The organism is Clostridium sp. AM29-11AC (assembly GCF_003480545.1).
Classification (GTDB): Bacteria; Bacillota; Clostridia; order Lachnospirales; family Lachnospiraceae; genus Otoolea; species Otoolea saccharolyticum_A.
The window spans coordinates 80,969-104,076 of the sequence record NZ_QUJI01000007.1 but is presented as its reverse complement, the minus strand read 5'-3'; the positions used below and the strand labels follow the sequence as shown (position 1 = coordinate 104,076).

The 23,108-nt window shown below is 52.2% G+C and carries 18 protein-coding genes and 1 pseudogene; 17 read left to right on the top strand and 2 right to left on the bottom strand.

Annotated features, from left to right (window positions below):
• The first annotated feature begins 37 nt into the window (after nt 1-37).
• Entirely contained in the window at nt 38-2,617 is a 2,580-nt protein-coding gene (locus DW757_RS07570; RefSeq protein WP_118751405.1) for a ComEC/Rec2 family competence protein, read from the top strand.
• A gap of 4 nt (nt 2,618-2,621) precedes the next feature.
• Here the strand turns inward: DW757_RS07570 and DW757_RS07565 are convergent, their stop codons facing one another.
• Nucleotides 2,622-3,380: an EFR1 family ferrodoxin gene (locus DW757_RS07565; protein WP_015574338.1), complete on the bottom strand. Its 759-nt coding sequence runs from the start codon at nt 3,378-3,380 to the stop codon at nt 2,622-2,624.
• Between the two features lie 387 nt (nt 3,381-3,767).
• Here DW757_RS07565 and holA point away from each other — a divergent pair, with 387 nt between their 5' ends.
• The 7 genes and pseudogenes from holA to DW757_RS07535 all read left to right on the top strand — a co-directional run bounded on the left by holA (nt 3,768) and on the right by DW757_RS07535 (nt 10,744).
• Nucleotides 3,768-4,739 (top strand): DNA polymerase III subunit delta, encoded by a 972-nt coding sequence (gene holA, locus DW757_RS07560; protein ID WP_044930406.1) that lies wholly within the window; start codon nt 3,768-3,770, stop codon nt 4,737-4,739.
• Nucleotides 4,740-4,773: 34 nt separating this feature from the next.
• Nucleotides 4,774-6,669 carry an SNF2 helicase associated domain-containing protein gene (locus DW757_RS07555; RefSeq protein ID WP_118751404.1) on the top strand — a complete coding sequence of 632 codons (1,896 nt, stop codon included), beginning with the start codon at nt 4,774-4,776 and terminating at the stop codon, nt 6,667-6,669.
• Nucleotides 6,670-6,672: 3 nt separating this feature from the next.
• Entirely contained in the window at nt 6,673-8,031 is a 1,359-nt protein-coding gene (locus DW757_RS07550) for a DEAD/DEAH box helicase (protein WP_347559973.1), read from the top strand.
• Nucleotides 8,032-8,387: 356 nt separating this feature from the next.
• Nucleotides 8,388-8,837 carry a hypothetical protein gene (locus tag DW757_RS18005; protein ID WP_347559972.1) on the top strand — a complete coding sequence of 150 codons (450 nt, stop codon included), beginning with the start codon at nt 8,388-8,390 and terminating at the stop codon, nt 8,835-8,837.
• A gap of 62 nt (nt 8,838-8,899) precedes the next feature.
• Entirely contained in the window at nt 8,900-9,361 is a 462-nt protein-coding gene (locus tag DW757_RS18000) for a hypothetical protein (RefSeq protein WP_347559971.1), read from the top strand.
• 160 nt (nt 9,362-9,521) lie between these two features.
• A complete protein-coding gene (locus tag DW757_RS07540) occupies nt 9,522-10,334 on the top strand; it encodes a Cof-type HAD-IIB family hydrolase (protein WP_008394420.1) in 813 nt (270 codons plus the stop codon).
• 55 nt (nt 10,335-10,389) lie between these two features.
• Nucleotides 10,390-10,744 (top strand): annotated as a pseudogene (locus DW757_RS07535) (EamA family transporter).
• A 198-nt stretch (nt 10,745-10,942) separates the two neighbouring features.
• On the opposite strand, the gene rpsT reads toward DW757_RS07535, so the two are convergent.
• Nucleotides 10,943-11,206, bottom strand: coding sequence for a 30S ribosomal protein S20 (gene rpsT, locus DW757_RS07530; RefSeq protein ID WP_118751402.1), 264 nt, complete (start codon nt 11,204-11,206; stop codon nt 10,943-10,945).
• A gap of 324 nt (nt 11,207-11,530) precedes the next feature.
• Between rpsT and gpr the strand changes: the two genes are divergently transcribed.
• The 9 genes from gpr (at nt 11,531) to thiI (ending at nt 22,911) form a co-directional block, all read left to right on the top strand.
• The gene (gene gpr, locus DW757_RS07525; RefSeq protein ID WP_008395856.1) at nt 11,531-12,571 is read left to right on the top strand and encodes a GPR endopeptidase; all 1,041 of its coding nucleotides are present in this window, start codon (nt 11,531-11,533) and stop codon (nt 12,569-12,571) included.
• Between the two features lie 129 nt (nt 12,572-12,700).
• Nucleotides 12,701-14,116 (top strand): stage II sporulation protein P, encoded by a 1,416-nt coding sequence (locus DW757_RS07520; RefSeq protein WP_243033498.1) that lies wholly within the window; start codon nt 12,701-12,703, stop codon nt 14,114-14,116.
• A 154-nt stretch (nt 14,117-14,270) separates the two neighbouring features.
• Nucleotides 14,271-16,085 (top strand): translation elongation factor 4, encoded by a 1,815-nt coding sequence (gene lepA, locus DW757_RS07515; RefSeq protein ID WP_008395854.1) that lies wholly within the window; start codon nt 14,271-14,273, stop codon nt 16,083-16,085.
• Nucleotides 16,086-16,125: 40 nt separating this feature from the next.
• Nucleotides 16,126-17,472, top strand: a complete 1,347-nt coding sequence (gene hemW, locus DW757_RS07510; protein ID WP_243033495.1) for a radical SAM family heme chaperone HemW — start codon at nt 16,126-16,128, stop codon at nt 17,470-17,472.
• Between the two features lie 225 nt (nt 17,473-17,697).
• Nucleotides 17,698-18,456, top strand: coding sequence for a TSUP family transporter (locus tag DW757_RS07500; protein WP_015574346.1), 759 nt, complete (start codon nt 17,698-17,700; stop codon nt 18,454-18,456).
• Between the two features lie 284 nt (nt 18,457-18,740).
• Nucleotides 18,741-19,700 (top strand): 50S ribosomal protein L11 methyltransferase, encoded by a 960-nt coding sequence (prmA, locus tag DW757_RS07495; protein ID WP_008395850.1) that lies wholly within the window; start codon nt 18,741-18,743, stop codon nt 19,698-19,700.
• A gap of 18 nt (nt 19,701-19,718) precedes the next feature.
• A complete protein-coding gene (locus DW757_RS07490) occupies nt 19,719-20,462 on the top strand; it encodes a 16S rRNA (uracil(1498)-N(3))-methyltransferase (RefSeq protein ID WP_008395849.1) in 744 nt (247 codons plus the stop codon).
• A 63-nt stretch (nt 20,463-20,525) separates the two neighbouring features.
• Nucleotides 20,526-21,680 carry a cysteine desulfurase family protein gene (locus DW757_RS07485; RefSeq protein ID WP_118751417.1) on the top strand — a complete coding sequence of 385 codons (1,155 nt, stop codon included), beginning with the start codon at nt 20,526-20,528 and terminating at the stop codon, nt 21,678-21,680.
• Between the two features lie 55 nt (nt 21,681-21,735).
• Nucleotides 21,736-22,911, top strand: a complete 1,176-nt coding sequence (thiI, locus tag DW757_RS07480) for a tRNA uracil 4-sulfurtransferase ThiI (RefSeq protein ID WP_008395847.1) — start codon at nt 21,736-21,738, stop codon at nt 22,909-22,911.
• Nucleotides 22,912-23,108: the final 197 nt, after the last annotated feature.

The following is a 23,108-nucleotide window of genomic DNA, read 5'->3' as shown; positions in this document are numbered from 1 at the left end:
AGAGGCATGGGCTTATCTGGCTTTACAGGGAGCGGCGATGGAGATTGCAGGAAAGGGACTTGCGGCATGTCTGGCCGCAGCCTTTCTTTACTGCGCCCTTTTCCGGGACGGCAGACCGGCTGCCGGCGGGAAGGAATACGGCTGCTTTGCAGCCCCGCCGCAGGCGGAGAATCATGGGAGGCAGGATTCTTTGTTCTTGGGGGACAGAAAGAGAGGGGAGAAGAAAGACAGGAGAAGGGCAGCCATTCTGGCTTTTGCTGTGGCGGTTGGCTTTCTGAGGATGGCTGCTGCGTCCGGGAAGGAGGAGATCGTAAAGAAGGAAGGAAGTCCGGGATTCTCGGCTCTGGAAGCTACAGTTTCAGGAACAGTGGACAGGATTCAGGAAAAAAACGGCAGCTGTTCTGCGGAGCTTGTGGATGTCCTGGCAGAAGTCGGAAGGGGAGAGAGGGAGGAGAGAAGCTACAGACTGGACCGGCTGATTGTCTACCTGCCGGGAGAGCTTTCATGGGAAGAGGGATGGACAGAGAAAAGGGAGAGAAGACTGCTTCCCGGAATGAAACTTTTCTGTGAGGGGGAGCTGGAAAGCTTTGAGCCTGCCAGAAATGAGGGAGAATTTGATTACCGCCTGTACTATCAGTCAAAGAATATTTGCTGTCGGATGAGTGCAGAGAGGGCAGTGGCGGCGGACGGGGAGCCAAGTCCTCTGAAGGCGGGAGCTTATCTGTTTAAAGAGAGGGGCAGGGCAGTTTTTGAGCGCTTTTGCAGCCAGCGTGATGCAGGGCTTCTGTCTGCCGTTGTGCTGGGAGATAAGACAGGCATGGACGAGGAAATCTCTGACCTCTATCAGAAAAACGGTATCGCCCACCTGCTTGCAGTCAGCGGACTTCATGTTTCCCTGATTGGGATGGGATTTTACCGGGCTTTGAGAAGGTGGGGGATGGGCTTTGGACAGGCAGGGCTGTGGGCCGGGGGGCTTCTCTTCTGTTACGGGATCATGACCGGATTTGGCCCCTCGGTGTTCAGGGCCTGCCTGATGCTGGGATGCTCCTTTCTGGCAGCCTGGCTGGGGAAGACCTATGATCTGCTGTCGGCCATGGCTTTGGCGGCCATTATTCTGGCACTGCAGTCTCCCTATGTGATTGCCACAGCAGCCTTTCAGCTCTCCTTCGGGGCTGTGTTTGCCATCGGCTGGGCAGGAAAAGAGCTGACAGACAGCTTCCGGTGCAGGAGAGGCTGGACAAGGGCCCTTGCTGTGAGCGCCGCCATCCAGCTTGTGACGGGGCCCCTTGTTCTCTGGCATTTCTTCGAATATCCTGTCTATGGGATCCTTTTGAATTTTATTGTGATCCCCCTTATGACCTATGTGGTGGGGGCCGGGCTTGCCGGACTTTTCCTGGGGCTTATGGCTGAACTCTTCTCTGCATGTTCCTTTTCTGCAGTTTTTGAGGGGCTGTTCGGTCTGCTTGCGGCAGGGAGTATGGGAACCTGCCATTATATCTTAGCTTTCTATGAATGGCTGTGCCGGGCGGTGGGAAAACTTCCCATTTACTCGCTGATACTGGGAAGGCCGGCACTCTGGAAGCTGGCGGCCTATTATCTGATGCTTTCCGTACTGCTCTGGCGCACGGCCGAGAGGGGGAGGAGAGCAGATGAGCAGATGGAGGAAGAGCCGCAGAAGGAAGAAAGACCTGCCAAGGGAGAGGAGAACAGGCAGAAAAACAGGACTGGAAGGCCCTGGAGGGACCGGGCAGAGCTTTTGAAAACGGCGGCAGCTATCTTGTCACTGATCGGTTTTCTGGTCTGCAGACAGCCGGAAACCTGCAGGGTAGATTTCATAGATGTGGGACAGGGAGATGGAATTCTGATTCAGTCAGAAAAGACGGTGATTCTGGTGGACGGGGGAAGCACTCAGATTCGCGGCCTGGGAGAGAAGAGGCTGGAACCGGTTCTGAAGAGCCGGGGAATCAGCCGGATCGGCATGGCGTTTGTGAGCCATGGAGATCAGGATCACATAAGCGGGCTCTCCTGGCTTCTGGAAAACGATACGGGGATTGAAATCGACCAGCTGTTTCTCCCGGCAGCCGGAAGGGGAGATCCAATCTATGAAGAGCTGGAGGAGGCGGCAAAGCGGCGGGGTACCAGGACAGAATACATCTGCGCCGGAAATAAATTCCAGGCGGGAAAACTTAAGATTACCTGTCTGTATCCCCGCAAGGACACGGTGAGCGCCGACAGAAACGGACACTCTGAGGTTCTCCTTGCAGAGTACGGCAGCTTTTCCATGCTCCTTATGGGAGATGCGGAGGCTGAGGCAGAGGAGGAGATTTCTGAAAAATGGGAGCAGGGAAAGCAGGTACAGGTGCTGAAGGCAGGCCATCACGGCTCCTCTGCTTCCAGCTGCGGGCTGTTTCTCGATACCGTGAAGCCTGCCCTGGCAGTCCTGTCCTACGGGAAGGGAAACTCCTACGGACATCCCCATAAGGAGGTACTAGAGAGGATGAGCAAGAGAGGGATTTCCATATGGCCGACTGCAGAGCAGGGCATGGTAACCGTGCGGACTGACGGGGAGAAAGTTCAGGTGGAGGGCTTTGTCAGACCGAGGCAGAGCCTTTCGTAAAACTCTATTGTTCAGGCTGTTTGGGAAAGCGGTACCGCGTCTTTCCCTCTGTCCTGGAACCATATTCTATGGCGTTTACAGGGCAGCGGCAGATACATGCCATACAGTGAGTACAGTCGTCCCCCCACACCGGCCGCCCCTCCTTCATCCGGATATTTCCGAGAGGACAGAGCTTTGCGCACCGGCCGCAGGATATGCAGGATGAGGATACACGGAATTTTTTTGAGCGGACAAAGAAGGTATAAAAGAGAGAGTTTACGATTCCGCTGATAAACTTATCTTTCAGGGAAATGGCCGGCTCGGGAAAGGGGACATTCCGGCGGATATATGATGCAGCCTCGTCAATGGAGGGTGCAGCCCGGCGGATGATCTCTATCGCCTCCTCAGGGGAAGGAGAGGGAAACAGGACGAGATAATTGTCAGGCATGACGATGGGAAATATTCCCCTGTATCTCAGGCCTTTTGAGGCGCACAGGCGTCTCAGATAATGGCCGGCATTGCCGATCTCTGAGCCGCAGGTGACTGCAAAATAAATATCAGAGCATCCGCGAAGCTCTGTCTGTTTCAGCCAGTTTTGCACAAGCCGCGGAATCCTCCACGCATAGATTGGGGAAACAACGATCCAGGGGGAGTCTGAGGAGAGGGCAGAATAGTCCCTGTTTCTTATTTTTTCAAACAGATCGACTGCAGGCTCCTTGATGGCCTGCCCGAGCCGCTCTGCGGCGTACTGGCTGTTTCCGGTTCCTGAAAAATATAAAATCATGGCTGTATCCTTTCTTTCTGGATAATATGTTCTGTATCAATACGCTCTGGATCAATACGTTCTGTTCGAGCTGAGCCGCTCACTCAATAGTTTATAGAACAGCAGAAAAAAATGCAAGGGCAGGTGAAAGAATGCCCTGAGAATGGAAGGCAGTGCTTTGGACAGATAAAAAGCCCTGCATTCATTCTTGCCGATTTGGTGCAGCGAGGGTATAATACCTGTATTGATAAGGGATCTCCGGGCTTTCCCTGCCGGAGAGAGACTATTGTATCGGAGGCGGGGAAAGCCTGCGCAGGTTCCTTTGTAAAATACAGGTCCGCCGGACAGAGGAGGGCTGCCAGGCTGTTCAGACAGATCCGGACGGATGCGGCAGACAGGGAGCAATCGATGCAGACATTAAATCAGGATATTAAAACGAGAGAGTTCAAACGGTTTTACCTGCTGTTTGGCGAGGAGGAGTTCTTAAAGCAGAGCTATAAGAAGCGTCTGCGGGAAGCCATCGCAGGGGACGATACCATGAATTACAATTACTTTGAGGGCAAGGGGATGGATGTGAGAGAACTCATCAGCCTTGCCAATACCATGCCCTTTTTCAGCGAGAGACGTCTGATTCTGGTGGAGGACAGCGGATTTTTTAAGGCGGCTTCTGACGAGCTGGTGGAGGCGATGGCCGACATTCCGGATACCACCTGTATGGTTTTTGTGGAATCTGCGGTGGATAAGAGAAACAGGCTTTATAAGAAGGTGAAGGAGCTGGGCTATGCGGCGGAGCTTAAAAAGCAGGACGCATCCCAGCTGGCCCGCTGGGCGGCCGGGATTCTGGCGAGGAACGGCAGAAAGATCACGGCAGCCACCATGGAACTGTTCCTGGAGAAAACAGGGGACGATATGGAGACTATCAGCTCAGAGCTGGAAAAGCTCATCTCCTACACCATGGGGCGGGAGGTGGTGACAGCGGAGGATGTGGAGGCTGTCACCACAGTGCAGGTGAGCAATAAAATTTTTGAGATGGTAAATGCCATTGTGACGGGAAAGACAAGGGCGGCGATGGACCTTTACGAGGATCTGCTGACTTTAAAGGAACCGCCGATGAGGATTCTGTTTCTCATTGCAAGGCAGTTTAACCAGCTTTTTCTGACAAAGGAGCTGCTGGACAGCGGGGCAGACAGGGCTGCCATAGCCTCAAAGCTCAAGGTCCCGCCCTTTGTGGCCGGAAAGCTGATGCCCCAGGCCAGAAGCTTTACGAGGGAGCAGATTGCAGGCTGTGTGGAAGCCTGCGTGGAGGCGGAGGAAGCCGTGAAAACAGGCCGCCTGGGGGATCGGATGGCGGTAGAGCTGATGATTATGCGGAAGTATTAGAAGGCGGCAGGCAGCAGTTCATTTAGGAGGCGATATGCTTACAGAGAGGGATATCAGAGAACAGACTGACAAAGGAATTACCTACATAAAGGGATTTAAGCTGTATGAAAACGGAAGCGTGCTGTATATAGATACAGAAGGCGGCGAGAAAGACGGCTCCTGCTGCGTAAGTGGTACAGTAGAGGGGAGCTATGGCAATGAGTACGATGTCAGTATCGCACTGGATGAAAATGAGGAAATCGAAGGATACTCCTGCACCTGCCCTGCATTTGAGACTTATCCTGGAATGTGCAAGCACTGCGTGGCTCTGGCGCTGGAATATCTGTACTCCGGGGAAGACGCGCAAGGAGAAGAGGTGTTTGAGGATAGTCCGCTGGAATTCAGGGAGGACCGCACAGATACGGAGCTGATGGATATTGTAGCGGCCTTTTCTCTGCGCAGACGGATGAAGGAGCTGACTGCCTGCGGAAGGATTGAAATTATACCGGAGCTGCAGGAGATTTCCAGATATTATTACGGAAATGAAAGAAATTTTATGCTTACCTTTAAAATCGGCCCGGAAGACGGAAAACAGTACGTTCTAAAAAATATCAGCGATTTCCTGGGGCATGTCTACAGGGAAGAAATGCATTCCTACGGAAAACAGCTGGCATTTGTCCACAGTAAAAACGTCTTTACAGAGACGGCCTGGAAATACATAGAACTGATGGAGCAGGCAGAGAAGGCAGCCAGAGCCCGCTACGAGAATCTGGGGAAAGAAATGGCCCTCACTCCAGAGCTGTGGGATCGTTTTTTTGAGATTAATCAGGAACGGTCTATGGAATACGCCTCTCTTACCGGACATAAAGGGAAATTGTATTTCCTGAAACAGGATCCGCCAGTCAGGTGCAGGCTGTGCCCAGAGGGAGAGAAAGGATTCCAGATAAAAATTCCTCCGCTGCAGTTAATCAGGGGAAAGGACAGGCGCTATGTAAAGCTTCAGCAGAATGTTTACCAGTGCTCCGATAATTTTTATGCCGGAGCGGGGGAATTTCTGAAGCTTGCAGATGAAAAAAAGGAGACATCGTACCATATCGCCAGGCAAGATATGCCCGCGTTCTGCGGAGCAGTGCTGCCTGAACTGGACAGACTGGGAATTTCAGATAAGGGGAACCTGGATTTGGGAGAGTTTCAGCCAAAGGATGCGGAGATTTCCTTTTATCTGGATGAGGAAAATGGGCGCGTCACCCTGAAAACCATGGGAACGTACGGAGATACGGCTTATAACCTGCTGGAACCGGCGGATTTTTCCGGCGAATACCGGGATCGCACAAAGGAGATACGGGTGCAGAACATGATCCGCTCTTATTTTTCACTGGAAGATATCAGAGAGGAGCTGCTGTACTTTGAATCAGGCGACCATGACAGGATGTATCATCTGCTGAATACAGGAATCAGTCAGTTTGAGGCAGAGGGAACGGTCTATGCCACAGACAGAATAAAAGGCCGGAAACTGCTGAAAAATCCCAGAATACAGGTGGGAGTGTCAATTAAAAGCGGCCTTTTGGAGCTGTCGGTACAGAGCAGAGAATTTCCGCCGGAGGAACTGGCAGGCATACTGGAAAGCTACCGGAAAAAGAAAAAATACCATCTTCTGAAAAGCGGAAGCTATATTGGCCTGGAAGAAAATTCTCTGTCCACGGCAGCAGAACTGTTAGACGGATTGGGAGTATCGGGGAAGGACTTTGAGGGAGGGACGCTGAATGTCCCCAAGTTCAGGGCCTGTTACGTAGATCAGATGCTCCGCCAGAAGGACGGACAGCTTCAGGCAGAGCGCAGCTCCGACTATAAAGCGCTGATACGGGATATGAAAAATGTGGAGGACAGCGATTATCAGGAACCTGAGAATCTGAGAGGAGTCCTGAGGGAATATCAGAAATTTGGCTTCTAGTGGCTGAACACGCTGGCAGATCTGGGGTTTGGCGGGATTCTGGCAGACGATATGGGGCTTGGAAAAACGCTGCAGACAATCGCGTATCTGCTGTACCGGAAACAGGAGGGAAAGGCGCAGTTTCCACATCTGATTATCTGCCCCGCCTCTCTGGTCTACAACTGGGAGAGGGAAATAGAGCGGTTTGCGCCGGAACTGAAAACGTTGCTCATTGTGGGAAATGTACAGCAGCGGGAGGAATTGATAAGGGACAGACAGGACGCCGATGTCTGGATTACGTCCTACGATATGGCAAAAAGGGACGTTTCTCTGTATAGGGATTACCAGTTTGACACAGAAATCATTGACGAGGCGCAGAACATTAAGAATCACGGTACTCAGGCGGCGAAAGCGGTAAAAAAGATTCATGCAGAGGTGCGGTTTGCCCTGACAGGCACGCCTATCGAGAACAGGCTCAGCGAGCTGTGGAGTATTTTCGACTTTCTCATGCCGGGAATTCTGGGAACTTATGAGAAATTCCGGAAGGGCTATGAGCTCCCGATTGTGCAGAACCAGGATGAGCGTCTGGCAGGGCGTCTGAAAAAGATGATTTCTCCTTTTATTCTGCGCAGGGTAAAAGGAGAGGTTTTAAAAGAGCTTCCTGACAAAATGGAGCAGATAGTGTACGCCAGAATGGGAGAAGAACAGAGAAAGCTCTATGAGGCCCACGCAGTCCGGCTTATGGAAAGCCTGGAAAAACAGAGCGACGAGGAGCTTCAAAAGGGGAAGCTTCAGATACTGGCAGAGCTGACCAGGCTGCGCCAGATCTGCTGTGCCCCTGAGATGCTGTATGAAAATTACAGCGAGACCTCCTGCAAGGTGGAGACCTGCATGGAGCTGATTCACCAGGCAATGTCCGGAAATCATAAAATCCTGCTGTTTTCCCAGTTTACAAGCGTATTTCCCATTTTGGAGAAACGTCTGCTGCAGGAAAAAATACCCTACTATGAGCTGACGGGCCAGACCTCCAAGGAAAACAGAATGCGGATGACAGAACAGTTTAATTCAGGAGACGTGCCGGTATTTCTGATCTCTTTAAAAGCAGGAGGGACGGGGCTGAACCTGACGGTTGCCAGTATCGTTATCCATTTCGATCCCTGGTGGAATCTTGCGGCTCAGAACCAGGCTACAGACCGGGCTCACCGGATTGGCCAGGAGAAGCAGGTAACAGTATTTAAGCTGATTGCACAGAATACAATCGAGGAAAAAATTATTAAGCTCCAGCAGGAGAAACAGAAGCTGTCCAGCCAGATCTTAGACGGAGAAGGCGCGGCGGCGTCTGCTCTGACGAAGGATGATTTTATGGAGATTTTGGAATTTTAACAGTGATTTCGAAGTTATAAGGGCAAAAAAGCCTGATTATTTTGTTGGTTTCTATAAAAACATTAAAAGAAAACTAAGAAAATTTTAGAAATAAGTGAAAAATGTACCTAAATTGAAAAAGTGAATTCCAGTGTAGAGGCGGAATTTAAAATTTCATTTTTGGTATAAATGTATAGGGGAGGCGTCCCACTTGCCTTCCCTCTCCCCACATGATATACTTATCTCAAAGCATATATTTCTTATTACAGGCCGGTTCAGGGCCGTCTAGGATTCTAATTATCATTTCAGAAAATCTATGCTTTTCCACAAATCAATGAAAAAGCAGGAGATTTTCGTTCTCCTGCGAAGGAGGACAAATGAATAAGGAAAGAAACGGAACAAGATTTGTATCTGAATCTGCACCCTCTGCATCTGGCTCCACGCTGCCAGCCAGAAGAGATTACAAGGATACGATTTTTCGCAGGCTGTTTCAGGACAGGGAAAACCTGCTGAGCTTGTACAATGCGGTGAACCGTACGTCTTATACGGATTCGGAGGCTCTGACCGTAGTGACGCTGGAGAACGCCGTGTATATGAACATGAAAAACGACGTGGCCTTTTTGCTGGATGCTAGGCTGAGCCTCTATGAGCACCAGTCTACCTGGAATCCCAACATGCCGCTGCGTGATTTATTTTATGTATCCAGGACGTACCAGGGGCTGGTGAAGGATGAAACCTTGTATTCATCTAAACAGTTGCGGCTTCCAGCTCCTCATTTTTTGGTATTTTATAATGGACAGAGGAGAGGGAGGAGCGCAGCATATTAAAGCTGTCAGATTCCTTCGAATATGCGGGAGACCAGAAAGAAGAGCCCAATCTGGAACTGAAGGTGTTAGTGTTAAATATCAATCAGGGGAAAAATAAGGAGCTGCTGGAGCTGTGCCGGACGCTTAAGGAATATATGATTTTTGTAGAACGAATCCGCCTTTACACAAAAACGATGGAGTTAGACGCAGCGGCAGAGCGGGCGGTGGATGAATGTATCCGTGAGGGAGTATTATCTAACTTTCTTAGAAAAAACCGAGGGGAGGCCATCGAGATGAGTATTTTTGAGTATGACGAGGAACGGGAGCTGAAGCTGATCCGCAGGGCGGAGTACGAGGAGGGCTTGAAAGTTGGGCGTGAAAATGGATTAAAGGATGGACGTGAAGATGGACTAAAGAGCCATCTGCGTTCTCAAGTGGTAAAAAAGCTGAAAAAGGGGAAAACAGTGGAACAGATTGCAGAGGAACTGGAAGAGGAAGTTCAGGAGATAGAGCAGGTAATAGGAGAATTGCAGAAGGGCCTTTAGTGTTTAGATTTTAGATAAAAGTGGAAGAAGAAAAGCATGAGTATTTTCCCCTCCCATTGCCATTTTCCCTGCCTTCTATTATAATAGGACTTCGGACGGCACATATGCGCAGAGGCTGTGCCGATTCCACATAAAATGAAATACAGCGGAGGAAATTCCATTGAATCAATATGAGATTATTGTGCTTGATTTGGACGGAACTCTGACAAATCGGGACAAGGTGATTACCCCGAAGACGAAGAAGGTGCTGCTGGAAATCCAGAGAAGGGGAAAGAAAATTGTGCTGGCTTCCGGGCGGCCCACCCAGGGAGTGATGCCTCTGGCGAAGGAGCTGGAGCTTGACCGGTACGGAAGCTACATTCTCTCCTATAACGGCGGCATGATCACCGACTGCAGGACGGGAGAGGTGATTTTTTCACGCCTGCTTCCGGTGGAGGCGAACCGGAAAATTATTCAGCTGGCGGAAGACGAGAGAGTTGACTTCCTCACCTATGAAAAGGACTCTATTATTACAAATAATAAGGAATGTCCATATGGGCTGATTGAGCAGAAAATTAACAGTATGGAAATCCGCCAGATTGAGGATATGAAGTCCTATCTGGACTTTCCGGTTCCTAAATTTCTGTTTCTAGACGACGGAGATTATCTGGCTATGGTGGAGCCGAGAGTGAAGGTGGCTCTGGGCAGCCGGTTCAGCGTTTACCGTTCCGAGCCGTTTTTTCTGGAAATTCTGCCTAAGGGAATTGACAAGGCCGCTTCTCTGGAGCGCCTGTTAGCCCACATCGGCATGACGAGAGAACAGATGATTGCCTGCGGCGACGGGTACAATGATTTGACGATGATTCAGTATGCGGGATTGGGAGTGGCCATGGAAAATGCAGTGCTGCCTGTCCGAAAGGCGGCTGATTTTATCACCTACTCGAATAACGACGACGGCGTGGCCCACGTAGTTGAAAAGTTCATGATGGAATAAAGAAAAGCGGTTAGATAACTTTCAGCTATTTTATGAGGAGATGACGGAAATGTAGCTGATTTATGCAGTCGGTTCGGCAGTATTTGCCGCTTTGACCTCTATATTGGCTTGGGGAATTGTATTTTTGACAGGCAGGCAGCAGGGAATAGGGGAGAACGGCAAAAAAGCTGGCTGTTTTTGATTTTATCAGGGCTGGCGGCAGGCGCTCCCTGGCTCTGCTATTACAGGGCGGTTCAAATCGGCCAGGTACCCAGGATGGTTCCCATCGATAGGCTGAGCGTTGCGCTCACCTTGATTCGGTCGGTTTTGCTGCTGTACGAGCAGTTTACGTGGAAGTCAGGGGGGCTTTTCTGCTCACAGTAGGAACGCTGGTGATGGCCTGGAGGGTAGAGGTGAAAGGCGTCTGTTAAATTGATAAAGTAATTAAGACTCTGGAGAGGGCCGCCGGAAGTGGAGCGGATTGCGGCTTTGACGCAGAGATAGCTAAAAAACAAAATATGGGCCAATACAAAAACCGCCTCTTCGTCACACCCACGAAGAAGCGGTTTTTCTGATCTGAACGGGTTAATTCAGACGTTTATTCTCTATGAAGTTCGCAGCCGCTGCGATTAAGCCATGCCGTTTACAGCCTTGGATAATCTGGAAACCTTGCGGGAAGCTGTGTTCTTGTGGTAAACTCCCTTTGTGCAGGCCTTGTCGATCTCGCTGGTAGCTACTAATAAAGCAGCCTGTGCAGCAGCCTTATCGCCGACAGCAACAGCAGCCTCTACCTTTTTAACTACAGTTTTAACCTTGGATCTGATAGCCTTATTTCTTGCAGCTCTTGTCTCAGCTACTAAGATTCTCTTTTTTGCAGATTTAATGTTAGCCAATCTGTACACCTCCATCGATTTTTGTAAATATCAATATTCTCTGGTTTGCATCAGAGCCTGGACACGGACAGTCTAATGTAAACATACTATTGTATTTTATCGGAAAGAGACGCATCTGTCAATAGTAAAAATAAGGGGAAATGCGATTTTTTGCAGCAGTCCGGCGCGTGACTTCCTGCTCTGTCTGCCGGCGCCGGAAATGCCCGGACACATAAAAAACAGTCTGACCGGTTACAATTTAACTAAAAAGAAGAAGCAGAAAAAATCAGCTGGGAAATGTTTCAGAAAACCATCAGAAACGATTGAATAAACAGGAGGAAAACCATGTCAGATACAGAAAAGCAGAAGACAGAGGCACAGAGAAGGGCAAGCCTGATTTCCGGCTTTCAGCCCAGGACCGATCTGGCTGTGGAGGAGCAGGAGAGCCGCGGGGAGGAATCGGGGAAGCTGAGAGGAGTGAGAGTGAGAGAGTGGCAGCACGGGGAGCGGAGAATCCGCCTGACAGAGGTAGCCATTCTGGATGAGCGCGGTGCGAAGGCCATGGGAAAGCCTGTTGGAACTTACCTGACGCTGGAAGCGCCGGAGCTGGCAAAAGAGGATGAATCGTACCACCAGGAAGCGTCTGCAGAGCTGGGAGAACAGCTTCTGTCCCTGGTCCAGAAATGCTGCCCGGACAATCCAAAGCCCAGGATTCTCATTGCAGGTCTTGGAAACCTCCAGGTGACGCCGGACTCTCTGGGCCCCAGAGTGGTGGAGCAGCTTCAGATGACGCGCCATCTGAATATGGAGTATGATCCCGGGTTCTGCCGGCGAAACGCTCTGCCTGTGCTGAGCGGAATCGTTCCGGGTGTTATGGCACAGACGGGAATGGAGACTGCGGAGATCATAAAGGGGATTGTGGGCCAGACGGGGCCGGATCTGCTGATCGCTGTGGACGCGCTGGCCGCCAGGAGCATCAGACGCCTCACAGCCACCATCCAGCTGACGGATACAGGGATCCATCCGGGCTCAGGTGTGGGAAACCACCGCCACAGCCTGACCAGGGAAAGCCTTGGTATTCCCGTAATTGCCATCGGAGTTCCCACTGTGGTGGGGGCCGCTGCCATTGTCCACGATACGGTTGAGAGCATGATACAGGCCCTCTCTGAAAGCGAGGGGACAAAAGGATGGGGAGACTATGTGCAGCGCCTGGAACCGGATGAGCAGTATGAGCTGATTCGGGAGCTCTTAGAGCCCCAGTTCGGTCCCATGTTTGTCACGCCCCAGGACATCGACGAGAGAGTGAGGCGCCTGAGCTTTACCGTGTCCGAGGGGATTCACGCTGCCCTTTACAGACAGAATGACACGGCATCTGCAGAGGCGTGACATACCCGGCAAAATAAACTGCTCTGCCATAGAACTGTAAAATAATCCGTCCCTCTGCATAGAATGTAGGAGGGAAAATACTGCCGGAAGGCCGGGCTGGCCAGAATCCGGCGAAAAGGCGGGATGGGAATGGCGCAGGCAAAACGGCATCGCAGCAGCTGGGAAAGAAAACTGAGACAGACAGCGGTACGGATGGAGAGCAGAGGAATCTGGCAGTCTCTCCGCCCTGCAGCTGTATCTGCCTGCATCTGCGGGCTTGTTTTTTTATGCCTTTCCCAGACGGCAGTGCCGCCCGTACCCGGACAGGAGAGAGGGCTTTCCCGCCTGGAGGAAACCCTGTTTTCAGCCTGTGGGAAGCTCTTGTTTCCAGCATCCTGTTTTCCGGGGCAGGATGAAAAAGCTTCAGACATGGATGCCATGCTTGCGGGAATGATCAGGGGAGGGGTGCCCTGGTACAGCATGATAAGCGGACCAGGGATAGATAAGCCGCCGGAGAGCGATCCCGCTTACAGGCGCTACCTTGAAAACCAGAAGGCTGCAGGGGAGTACAGAGAACTTGTGGATAAACTGTCCGCAAGCTCCGTTCTCGGTGGAAATTCTGGTTCTCTGCCAGGGGATGGCGGGGAGAGCACGGAATCGGAAAATCTGACTGCCTCCGGAACGCCCATTCTGGCCGAACTGGGGACTACGGCGGGAGAATTCCTCCTCAAGCGGTCAGAGCTGCCCGTTGCAGGGAAGACCTACCTTTTAGAACAGCTTGAGGACTATGACTATGTGATGAAAAATTTCTATACGGTTCATCCCACTGCCGCAGCCGGACGCGATATGATCAATGCGGAAACCTTTCTCTCAAAGGATTTTGCCCTGGAGCAGGACAGCTCCAAGCCTCAGATTCTCATTTACCACAGCCACTCCCAGGAGGAGTTTGCAGATTACCACAGGGGAAACCGTGAGGCGACGATTGTGGGGGTGGGGGAGTATCTGACAGAACTTCTCCGAAAGAAGGGCTATCAGGTGATCCACGATACCTCTGTCTATGATCTGAGGGAGGGAACGCTTGACCGGAGCAAGGCATATACATATGCGCTGGAAGGCATTGAGAGCATCCTGAAAGAAAATCCCTCCATCCAGGTAGTTCTCGACCTTCACAGGGACGGGGTGGCAGAAGGGACTCATCTGGTTCGGGAGATCAACGGAAAGCCCACGGCAACCGTGATGTTTTTTAATGGAACCAGCCAGACGCCGGACGGCCCAATCTCCTATCTGGAAAATCCCAACAGGGAAGATAACCTGGCCTTCAGCTTCCAGCTGAAGCTCTGCGCGGAGGCCTTCTATCCCGGCTATACGAGAAATATTTATCTGAAGGGGCTGCGCTACAACCTTCACGTCCGCCCGAGAAGCGCCCTCATCGAGGTGGGAGCCCAGACGAACACCTATGAGGAGGCCCTGAATGCCATGGAGCCCCTGGCAGAGCTTCTCGACACTGTGCTGGGGAAAAGACAGATGGGACAGCAGCAAGGTCGGATGACCGGAATGCAGGACTGAAAAGACAGCACAGACGGCAAAAAATAGAGGCCAGTCTGTTGCAGGAAAAAGAAAAAAATGATATATTCTACTATATGCTGCCCGGGTGCGGCAAAAGGGAGGGAGAGGACGTTTGCCTTCCTTCCCGGACAATACGAAGAAAAGAGGAGAACAGATGGCAATAGTTGACCAGAGCAAAATCAGAAATTTTTGTATTATCGCCCATATCGATCACGGCAAGTCAACCCTTGCAGACAGAATTATAGAGATGACCGGCCTTCTCACCAGCAGGGAGATGCAGGCCCAGGTGCTTGACAACATGGAACTTGAGAGGGAGAGAGGAATCACCATCAAGTCCCAGGCGGTGCGCACGGTGTACAAGGCAAAGGATGGGGAGGAGTATATCTTCAACCTTATCGACACTCCAGGACACGTTGACTTTAACTATGAGGTATCGCGAAGCCTCGCTGCCTGTGACGGGGCCATTCTGGTAGTGGATGCAGCCCAGGGAATCGAGGCACAGACCCTGGCAAACGTATATCTGGCCCTGGATCACGATCTGGACGTGTTCCCCGTTATTAATAAGGTAGATCTTCCAAGCGCAGATCCCGATCATGTGGCGGCAGAGATCGAGGATGTGATCGGCTTAGAGGCCCACGACGCACCGAGGATCTCGGCCAAGACAGGCTTGAATGTGGATCAGGTGCTGGAGCAGATCGTGGAAAAGATCCCTGCACCCAAGGGAGATTCCGAGGCGCCCCTTCAGGCCCTGATCTTTGACTCCCTCTACGATTCCTACCGGGGAGTTATCGTGTTCTGCCGTATAAAAAACGGAACGGTGAAAAAAGGCACTCCCATTAAGATGATGGCCACAGGTGCCACAGCAGAGGTTGTGGAGGTGGGATACTTCGGCGCCGGACAGTTTATCGCCTGCGACGAGCTGTCTGCCGGAATGGTAGGCTATATTACGGCCAGCATTAAGAATGTGCGTGATACCCGTGTGGGAGATACCATCACAAACAGAGAAAATCCCTGCAGCGAGCCCCTGCCGGGCTACAAGAAGGTAACGCCCATGGTGTACTGCGGCATGTATCCGGCCGACAGCGCCAAATACCCGGATCTGAGAGATGCGCTGGAGAAGCTGCAGCTCAATGATGCGGCCCTGTTCTTTGAGCCGGAGACCTCCCTGGCCCTGGGATTTGGCTTCCGGTGCGGATTCTTAGGACTTCTGCACCTGGATATTATCGAGGAGAGGCTGGAGCGGGAGTACAACCTGGATCTGGTGACAACAGCTCCCGGCGTTATCTACCGCGTCCACAAGACGAACGGAGAGATGATTGAGCTGACGAACCCCTCCAACCTTCCGGATCCGTCAGAGATTGAATATATGGAGGAGCCCATTGTGACGGCTGAGATTATGGTGACCTCCGACTATGTTGGAGCCATCATGCAGCTGTGCCAGGAGAGAAGGGGCAATTACCTGGGCATGGAGTACATTGAGGGGACAAGGGCGCTCTTAAAGTACGAGCTCCCGCTCAATGAGATTATCTACGACTTCTTCGATGCCCTGAAGTCCCGCTCCAGAGGCTATGCGTCCTTTGACTACGAGCTGAAGGGCTATGAGAGATCTGAGCTTGTAAAGCTGGACATCCTTGTAAACCGCGAGGAGGTGGATGCCCTCTCATTCATCGTGTTTGCCGGCTCTGCCTACGAGAGGGGAAGGAAGATGTGCGAGAAATTAAAGGAGGAGATCCCCCGCCATCTGTTTGAGATCCCGATTCAGGCGGCCATCGGCGGCAAGGTCATTGCCAGGGAGACGGTGAAGGCTATGAGAAAGGACGTTCTGGCAAAATGCTACGGCGGCGATATTTCCCGAAAGAGAAAGCTGCTGGAGAAGCAGAAAGAGGGAAAGAAGCGTATGCGCCAGATCGGAAATGTGGAGATTCCGCAGAAGGCATTTATGAGTGTCCTGAAGCTGGATGAAGAATAATTACGGAATGAAACAAAACAGAGAAAAAGGAGCCATACAGATGGAAACAGGCAGCAGACCCATCCCTCTGGAGCTCTATATCCACATCCCCTTCTGTATCCGCAAATGCGCCTACTGCGATTTCCTGTCCTTTCCGGCAGGGGAGGAGGAGAGAAGCCTCTACGTGGAACAGCTGGCGAGGGAGATTGAGGAGGCGGGTGCCGCTTTCGGTGAATATGTGGCAGAGACGGTATTTATCGGAGGCGGCACCCCCTCTGTGCTTGAAGGTGCGCAGATCGGAAGGATTATGGATGCTATGAGGGAGAGCTTTCATTTATCTGAGGAAGCAGAAATTACCATGGAGGTAAACCCTGGCACGGCCAGTCCCGAAAAGCTGAGAAGCTGGCGCCGTTCAGGCATCAACCGCCTGAGCCTGGGGCTTCAGTCTGCACAGAACCGGGAGCTCAGATACCTGGGAAGGATTCACACGGCGGAGGATTTTCTGGAGAGCTTTCATGCAGCCAGAGAGGCAGGCTTTGAGAATATCAATGTGGATCTCATGTCCGCCCTCCCCGGCCAGACAGAGGAGGCCTGGGAGGACACCCTGAAAAAGGTGCTGTCCCTAATGCCGGAGCATATCTCAGCCTACAGTCTGATTATTGAAGAGGGGACCCCGTTTTACGAGAAGTACGGAACAGAGGGGATGGAAAGAAAGGGGAAGGCCCGGGCTCGGGCGGATTTGCCGCCCCTGCCGGACGAGGATACGGAGCGAAGCATGTACGAGGCCACAGAGCGGATCCTGAGTGAGGCAGGATATCACCGCTATGAGATTTCCAACTACGCAAGGCCGGGGTTTGAGTGCCGCCACAACAGAGGATACTGGACAGGCACAGAGTATCTGGGGCTTGGACTGGGAGCTTCTTCCTACATAATAAGAAACCGGGAAGCAGACCTGGGAGGCTGCCCGGACGAAGCCGGCCTTCTGGCGCTTTCCGGAGCGGAGCGATTTTTAAATACCCCGGATATGGGGAAATACCTGGCATATTCCAGGGAGGACTTCAGGGCGGGAAGGCATACAGAGGGAAGAGACCGCCTCACCTGGAAGGACAGGATGGAGGAGTTTATGTTCCTGGGGCTCAGGCTCACAGAAGGGGTGGCAGAACAGGAATTTGAACGCCGGTTTGGCTGTCCCATCAGGCAGGTTTATGGGAAGGCACTGGAAGAGTGCGTTCGGGAAGGGCTGATGGAGTATGTGCACGATCCCGCCTGCAGCGGGAGCGTGAGCCCGGACGGCCTGGTTCAGACTCAGGGCAAAGAGGCCCTGGACAGCCGGTGGCGCCTGACAGGCAGAGGCGTGGATGTGAGCAACTGGGTGCTGGCAAAATTCCTCATAGATGAAAAGGCGTAGCTGTTGTCGGACCATGTCTGGTGTGCTATCATGTAAAACAGTGAAGGCAGGCGGACATGGTGAGAGCCAGGGAATAAAGAAGAGAGAAGCCGGCAGGAGCAATAGACCGGCCAGACAGAGAGCTGCATCTGCAGGAACATACAGAAAATACATGACATAAGAGCCGGAGCAGAGCCTGTGCAGCATCTGCCCTGATCTGCACTCCGGCCATACTGGGAGGAAAAAATGGAAATTTCACTGACACAATATCTGATCGTCTGTCCCCTTGTATTTCTGGCAGGCCTGATGGATTCAATCGCAGGCGGAGGGGGACTTATCTCACTCCCAGCCTTTATGATAGCCGGAATCCCGGCACACCTTTCTCTGGGAAGCAATAAGATGTGCTCTGTGATGGGAACGGTTGTCTCCACAGCCAGATTCGCAAAAAACGGGTTTATCAATTTTAAAACTTCCATCTGGTTTGCCGCCGCAGCCCTGATTGGCTCTTCCATCGGCTCCCATCTTGTGCTCCTGGTGAGCGAGGGAGTGATCGAAAAGCTGATGCTTGTCATCCTGCCGATTGTGGCAGTCTACGTGCTCTGGAACAAGAATCTGGGAGATGACTCCAAGGCGGGGACTCTCTCCAAGGGGAAGATGTTTGCCATCAGCATGGCGGCGGCTCTGATTGTGGGAGCCTACGACGGATTCTACGGGCCGGGCACGGGAACCTTTCTGATCCTGATTTTAACCGGAGCAGCCCGCTACACCATGAAGGAGGCTGCGGGGACGACGAAGGTGATCAATCTGGCTTCCAATGCGGCAGCCTTTGCCACCTTCCTTCTGAACGGAAAGGTGCTGATTCCCCTCGGATTTGTGTCCGGCCTGTTCTGCATACTGGGACACTACATCGGCTCCGGCCTGGTACTCACAAACGGGAAAAAGATTGTGCGCCCGGTGGTTCTCATCGTGCTGGCGATCCTGTTTGTGAAGGTTCTGATGGGATAGCGGGACTGTGCCCGGCAGCCCGGACGGCTGCCGCAAAGAGAGAGCGGGACGGCCGCCATATGAGGACCGCTCAGCCTTAGAATGGGACAGAGTGAGAATAAGGCAGACGGAAAATGAGATGGATTGAGAATGGGACAGTCTGAGAATAAGATAGTTTGAGAATGAAACAGTCTGAGAATAAGACAGACTCAGAATAAGACAGACTCAGAATCAGAAAGTCTGAGCATGGGACAGATTCGGAAAAACGACAGAGAGGAAAGCAGGAGAAACGGAGGTAACTGCAGATGAAATGGAAAAAATTTACGCTGACCACCACCACAGAGGCAGTGGATCTGGTCAGCAGCATGTTTGATGAGATAGGAATTGAGGGAATCGAGATTGAGGACAATGTGCCTCTGACAGAGAAGGAGACGAAGGGAATGTTTATCGACATTCTCCCGGAGCTTCCGCCGGACGACGGGACAGCGAAGGTCAGCTTCTATCTGGATGACGATGCGGACACGGAAAGTATTCTCGGACAGGTGAGGGAAGGGCTTGAGGAGCTTAAGCTGTTTGTAAACCTGGGAGCCTGTACCATTGAGGAGTCGGAGACGGAGGACAAGGACTGGATTAACAACTGGAAGCAGTATTTTAAGCCCTTCACTGTGGACGACATTCTGATCAAGCCTACCTGGGAGGAGATCCCAAAGGAGCATGAGGACAAGCTGCTGATCCAGATCGATCCGGGAACCGCCTTCGGTACGGGAATGCATGAGACAACCCAGCTGTGCATCCGCCAGCTGAAGAAATATGTGACTCCCGAGACCAGACTCCTGGATGTGGGAACCGGAAGCGGAATCCTTGGAATTACAGCCTTAAAGCTGGGAGCCAGGGAAGTGTTCGGAACCGATCTGGACGAAAACGCCATTGTGGCAGTAGGTGAAAACCTGGAGGCAAACGGAATCGGGGAGGGACGATTTACCGTGGTCCAGGGAAACATCATTGACGATAAGGAGATACAGGACAAAGCCGGCTACGAGTGCTATGACGTGGCAGTGGCCAATATTCTGGCAGATGTGATCATCCTGCTTCAGAAGGAAATCCCGGTTCACATCAAAAAGGGCGGCATCTTTATCACATCGGGTATCATTAACATGAAGGAGCAGGCTGTGAGGGAGGCATTTGCGGCCAATGACTCCTTTGAGGTTTTGGAGGTAACCTACCAGGGAGAGTGGGTCAGCGTGACTGCAAGGAGAGTAAAATAAGAGGGGTTTTAAGGGCGCATGTATCATTTTTTTGTTGACAGATCCCAGATCCATCCGGAACACATCACCATTACAGGGCCGGATGTCAACCATATCAGGAATGTCCTGCGGATGAAGACCGGAGAGCAGGTATTAATCAGCAACGGAGAGGACCGGGATTATCTCTGCCGTCTGTCCCGGATCGATCCGGATGAGGTGGAGGCAGAGATTATCCGGGAAAAAGAGGAGACAACAGAGCTTCCCGCCAGAGTCTGCCTGTTTCAGGGGCTTCCAAAGGGAGATAAGATGGAGCTGATCATTCAGAAGGCAGTGGAGCTTGGAGCCTATCAGATTATCCCTGTGGCTTCCAAGCGGGCGGTGGTAAAGCTGGATAAGAAGAAGGAGGAGGCAAAGCTCAGACGGTGGAATGCCATTTCGGAGAGTGCGGCCAAGCAGTCTAAGAGACGGATCATCCCCCAGATCGCACCGGTTATGGAGTTTCGGGAAGCGCTCTCGGCTGTCTCCGGATTCGACTTGGCCTGCATCCCCTATGAGTGTGAGTCGGGCATGGAGGCTGTCAGGAAATTTGTGGGTCAGGCTGACGCCGGGCAGAGGATTGCCGTATTCATCGGGCCGGAGGGAGGCTTTGAGGAGGCAGAAGTCGAGGCGGCTGTCCAGGCAGGGGTCGTGCCGGTGAGCCTTGGAAAGCGGATTCTGAGGACAGAGACGGCAGGACTGTGCATGCTGTCTGTGCTGGCATTTAAGCTGGAGGGCGGAATTTAGGAGAGACATACGGTGGAGGGCAGACGCAGTGTCCGCTGCACCGGGGAAGAAAAGGAGCAGAGAATGGAAGCATATTTTGATAATTCGGCGACCACGAAGGTATTCGACTGTGTGAAGGATGCGGTGGTTCATGCCATGACAGAGGATTACGGGAATGCAGCCGCCCGCCATATGAAGGGCGTGGAGGCAGAGAGGCTGATAAAGGAAGCCAGGGCAGAAATTGCCAGGTCCCTGAAGGTTCAGGAAAAAGAGATTCTGTTTACCTCCGGCGGTACAGAGTCCAACAATACGGCTCTGATCGGGACAGCCCTTGCCAACCAGAGGGCGGGAAAGCACCTGATCACCACGGCAGTGGAGCATGCGTCCGTCTATAACACCATGGAATTTCTGAGAGAGCAGGGATTTGAGATCACCTATCTTCCGGTGGATTCCTACGGCTGCATTTCCCTGGATGAGCTGCGGGATGCGGTGAGAGAGGACACGATTCTGGTATCAGTCATGTATGTCAACAATGAGATCGGAGCCGTGGAGCCGGTGGAGGAGATCTCACGGGTGATCAGGGAAAAGAATCCCAGAACCCTGTTCCATGTAGACGCCATCCAGGCCTATGGAAAGTATGTGATCCGCCCCAAAAAGCAGGGAATTGACCTTTTGTCGGTCAGCGGGCACAAGATTCACGGCCCCAAGGGCGTGGGATTTTTGTATATCGATGAGAGAGTAAAAATCCGTCCCCTTCTCTACGGAGGCGGGCAGCAGAAGGGGATGCGTTCCGGAACGGAGAATGTGCCGGGCTGTGCCGGACTGGGAGCGGCCGTAAAGGAGGTCTACACGGATCACGAGGCCAAGATTGAACGGCTCTATGGCCTCAGGGAGCGCATGATCGAGGGATTAAAGGCTCTGCCTGGCGTTACCATAAACGGCCATGAGGGACGGGAGAATGCTCCTCAGATCGTGAGCGCCAGCTTCGAGGGCGTGAGAAGCGAGGTGCTGCTCCACGCGCTGGAGGAAAAGGGGATCTACGTTTCCTCCGGCTCCGCCTGCTCTGTCAACCATCCCGGAGTCAGCGGAACCCTCAGGGGAATCGGAGTGAAAAAAGAGCTTCTCGACTCCACGATCCGTTTCAGCTTCGGCCTGTTCAACACGCCGGAGGAGGTAGATTACTGTCTGGAGGTTCTTGCAGAACTTCTCCCGGTGCTCAGAAGATACAGAGCCAGGTAGGAAGGCGCAGGAGCCTTGCCTGAGGCACAGAGAAAACAAAAAGAGAGGAATCAGAATGTTTCAGTCATTTTTAATTAAATATGCCGAGATTGGCTTAAAGGGAAAAAACCGATATGTGTTCGAGGATGCGCTGATGAAACACATCCGCCGCTCCTTAAAGGGATTAGACGGCGAGTTTACGGTATCAAAAGAGTCAGGGCGCATCTATGTGGAAGCTCAGACCGCATTTGACTATGACGAGGTTGTGGAGGCCCTCCAGAGAGTGTTTGGAATTGCAGCCATCTGTCCGATGATGCGGGTGGAGGATCTGGGCTTTGAGGAGCTGAAAAACCAGGTGATCTCCTACATCAGAGAGGTCTATCCGGAGCAGAACTTTACCTTCAAGGTAAACTGCCGCCGTGCCAACAAGCAGTATCCGGTGCGCTCAGAGGAGATGAACCGGGAGCTTGGAGCCGTGATCCTGGACGCTTTTCCAGAGACGAAGGTAGATGTCCACAATCCCCAGGTACTCTTAAATGTGGAGGTCAGAAGCAAGATAAACCTGTACTCCCTGGTGATTCCGGGCCCCGGCGGTATGCCTGTAGGGACCAACGGAAAGGCCATGCTCCTGCTTTCAGGAGGAATCGACAGTCCGGTGGCAGGCTATATGATCGCCAAACGAGGCGTTATTATTGAAGCTACCTATTTCCATGCGCCGCCTTACACCAGCGAGAGAGCAAAGCAGAAGGTCATTGACCTGGCAAAGATCGTGGCCAGATATTCCGGCCCCATTAAGCTCCATGTGGTAAACTTTACGGACATTCAGCTCTACATTTACGACAAGTGTCCTCATGAGGAGCTGACGATTATCATGCGCCGCTATATGATGAAGATCGCCGAGGAGATTGCGAAAAAGGATGAGTGCCTGGGACTGATCACAGGGGAGAGCATCGGTCAGGTGGCCTCCCAGACGGTTCACTCTCTGGCAGTTACAAACGAGGTCTGCACCCTCCCTGTATTCCGTCCGGTAATCGGATTTGACAAACAGGATATTGTGGACATCTCCCAGAAAATCGGCACCTTTGAGACTTCGATCCAGCCATACGAGGACTGCTGCACCATCTTCGTGGCCAAGCATCCGGTGACAAAGCCGAACCTGGATGTCATCCGCCGCTCCGAGACAAAGCTCTCAGAGGAGATCGACGGGATGGTGAAGAAGGCTGTGGATACCGCGGAAGTAATCTGGTGCTAAAGGACGAACAGAAGACGAAACGCCGGGCCCTGTCACGGATGTAAGGTGTCAGGGCAGCGGCGGTATATAAAAGGCTCCTCTGCCTGTGCAGAGGAGCCTTAAATTGAAATGTAACTGTTTTCTGAATTCTTTTATGAGGGATATCTGCAGAAATCTGATACCGGGAAAAGCAGGTGCTTTACCTGTATCCATCAATT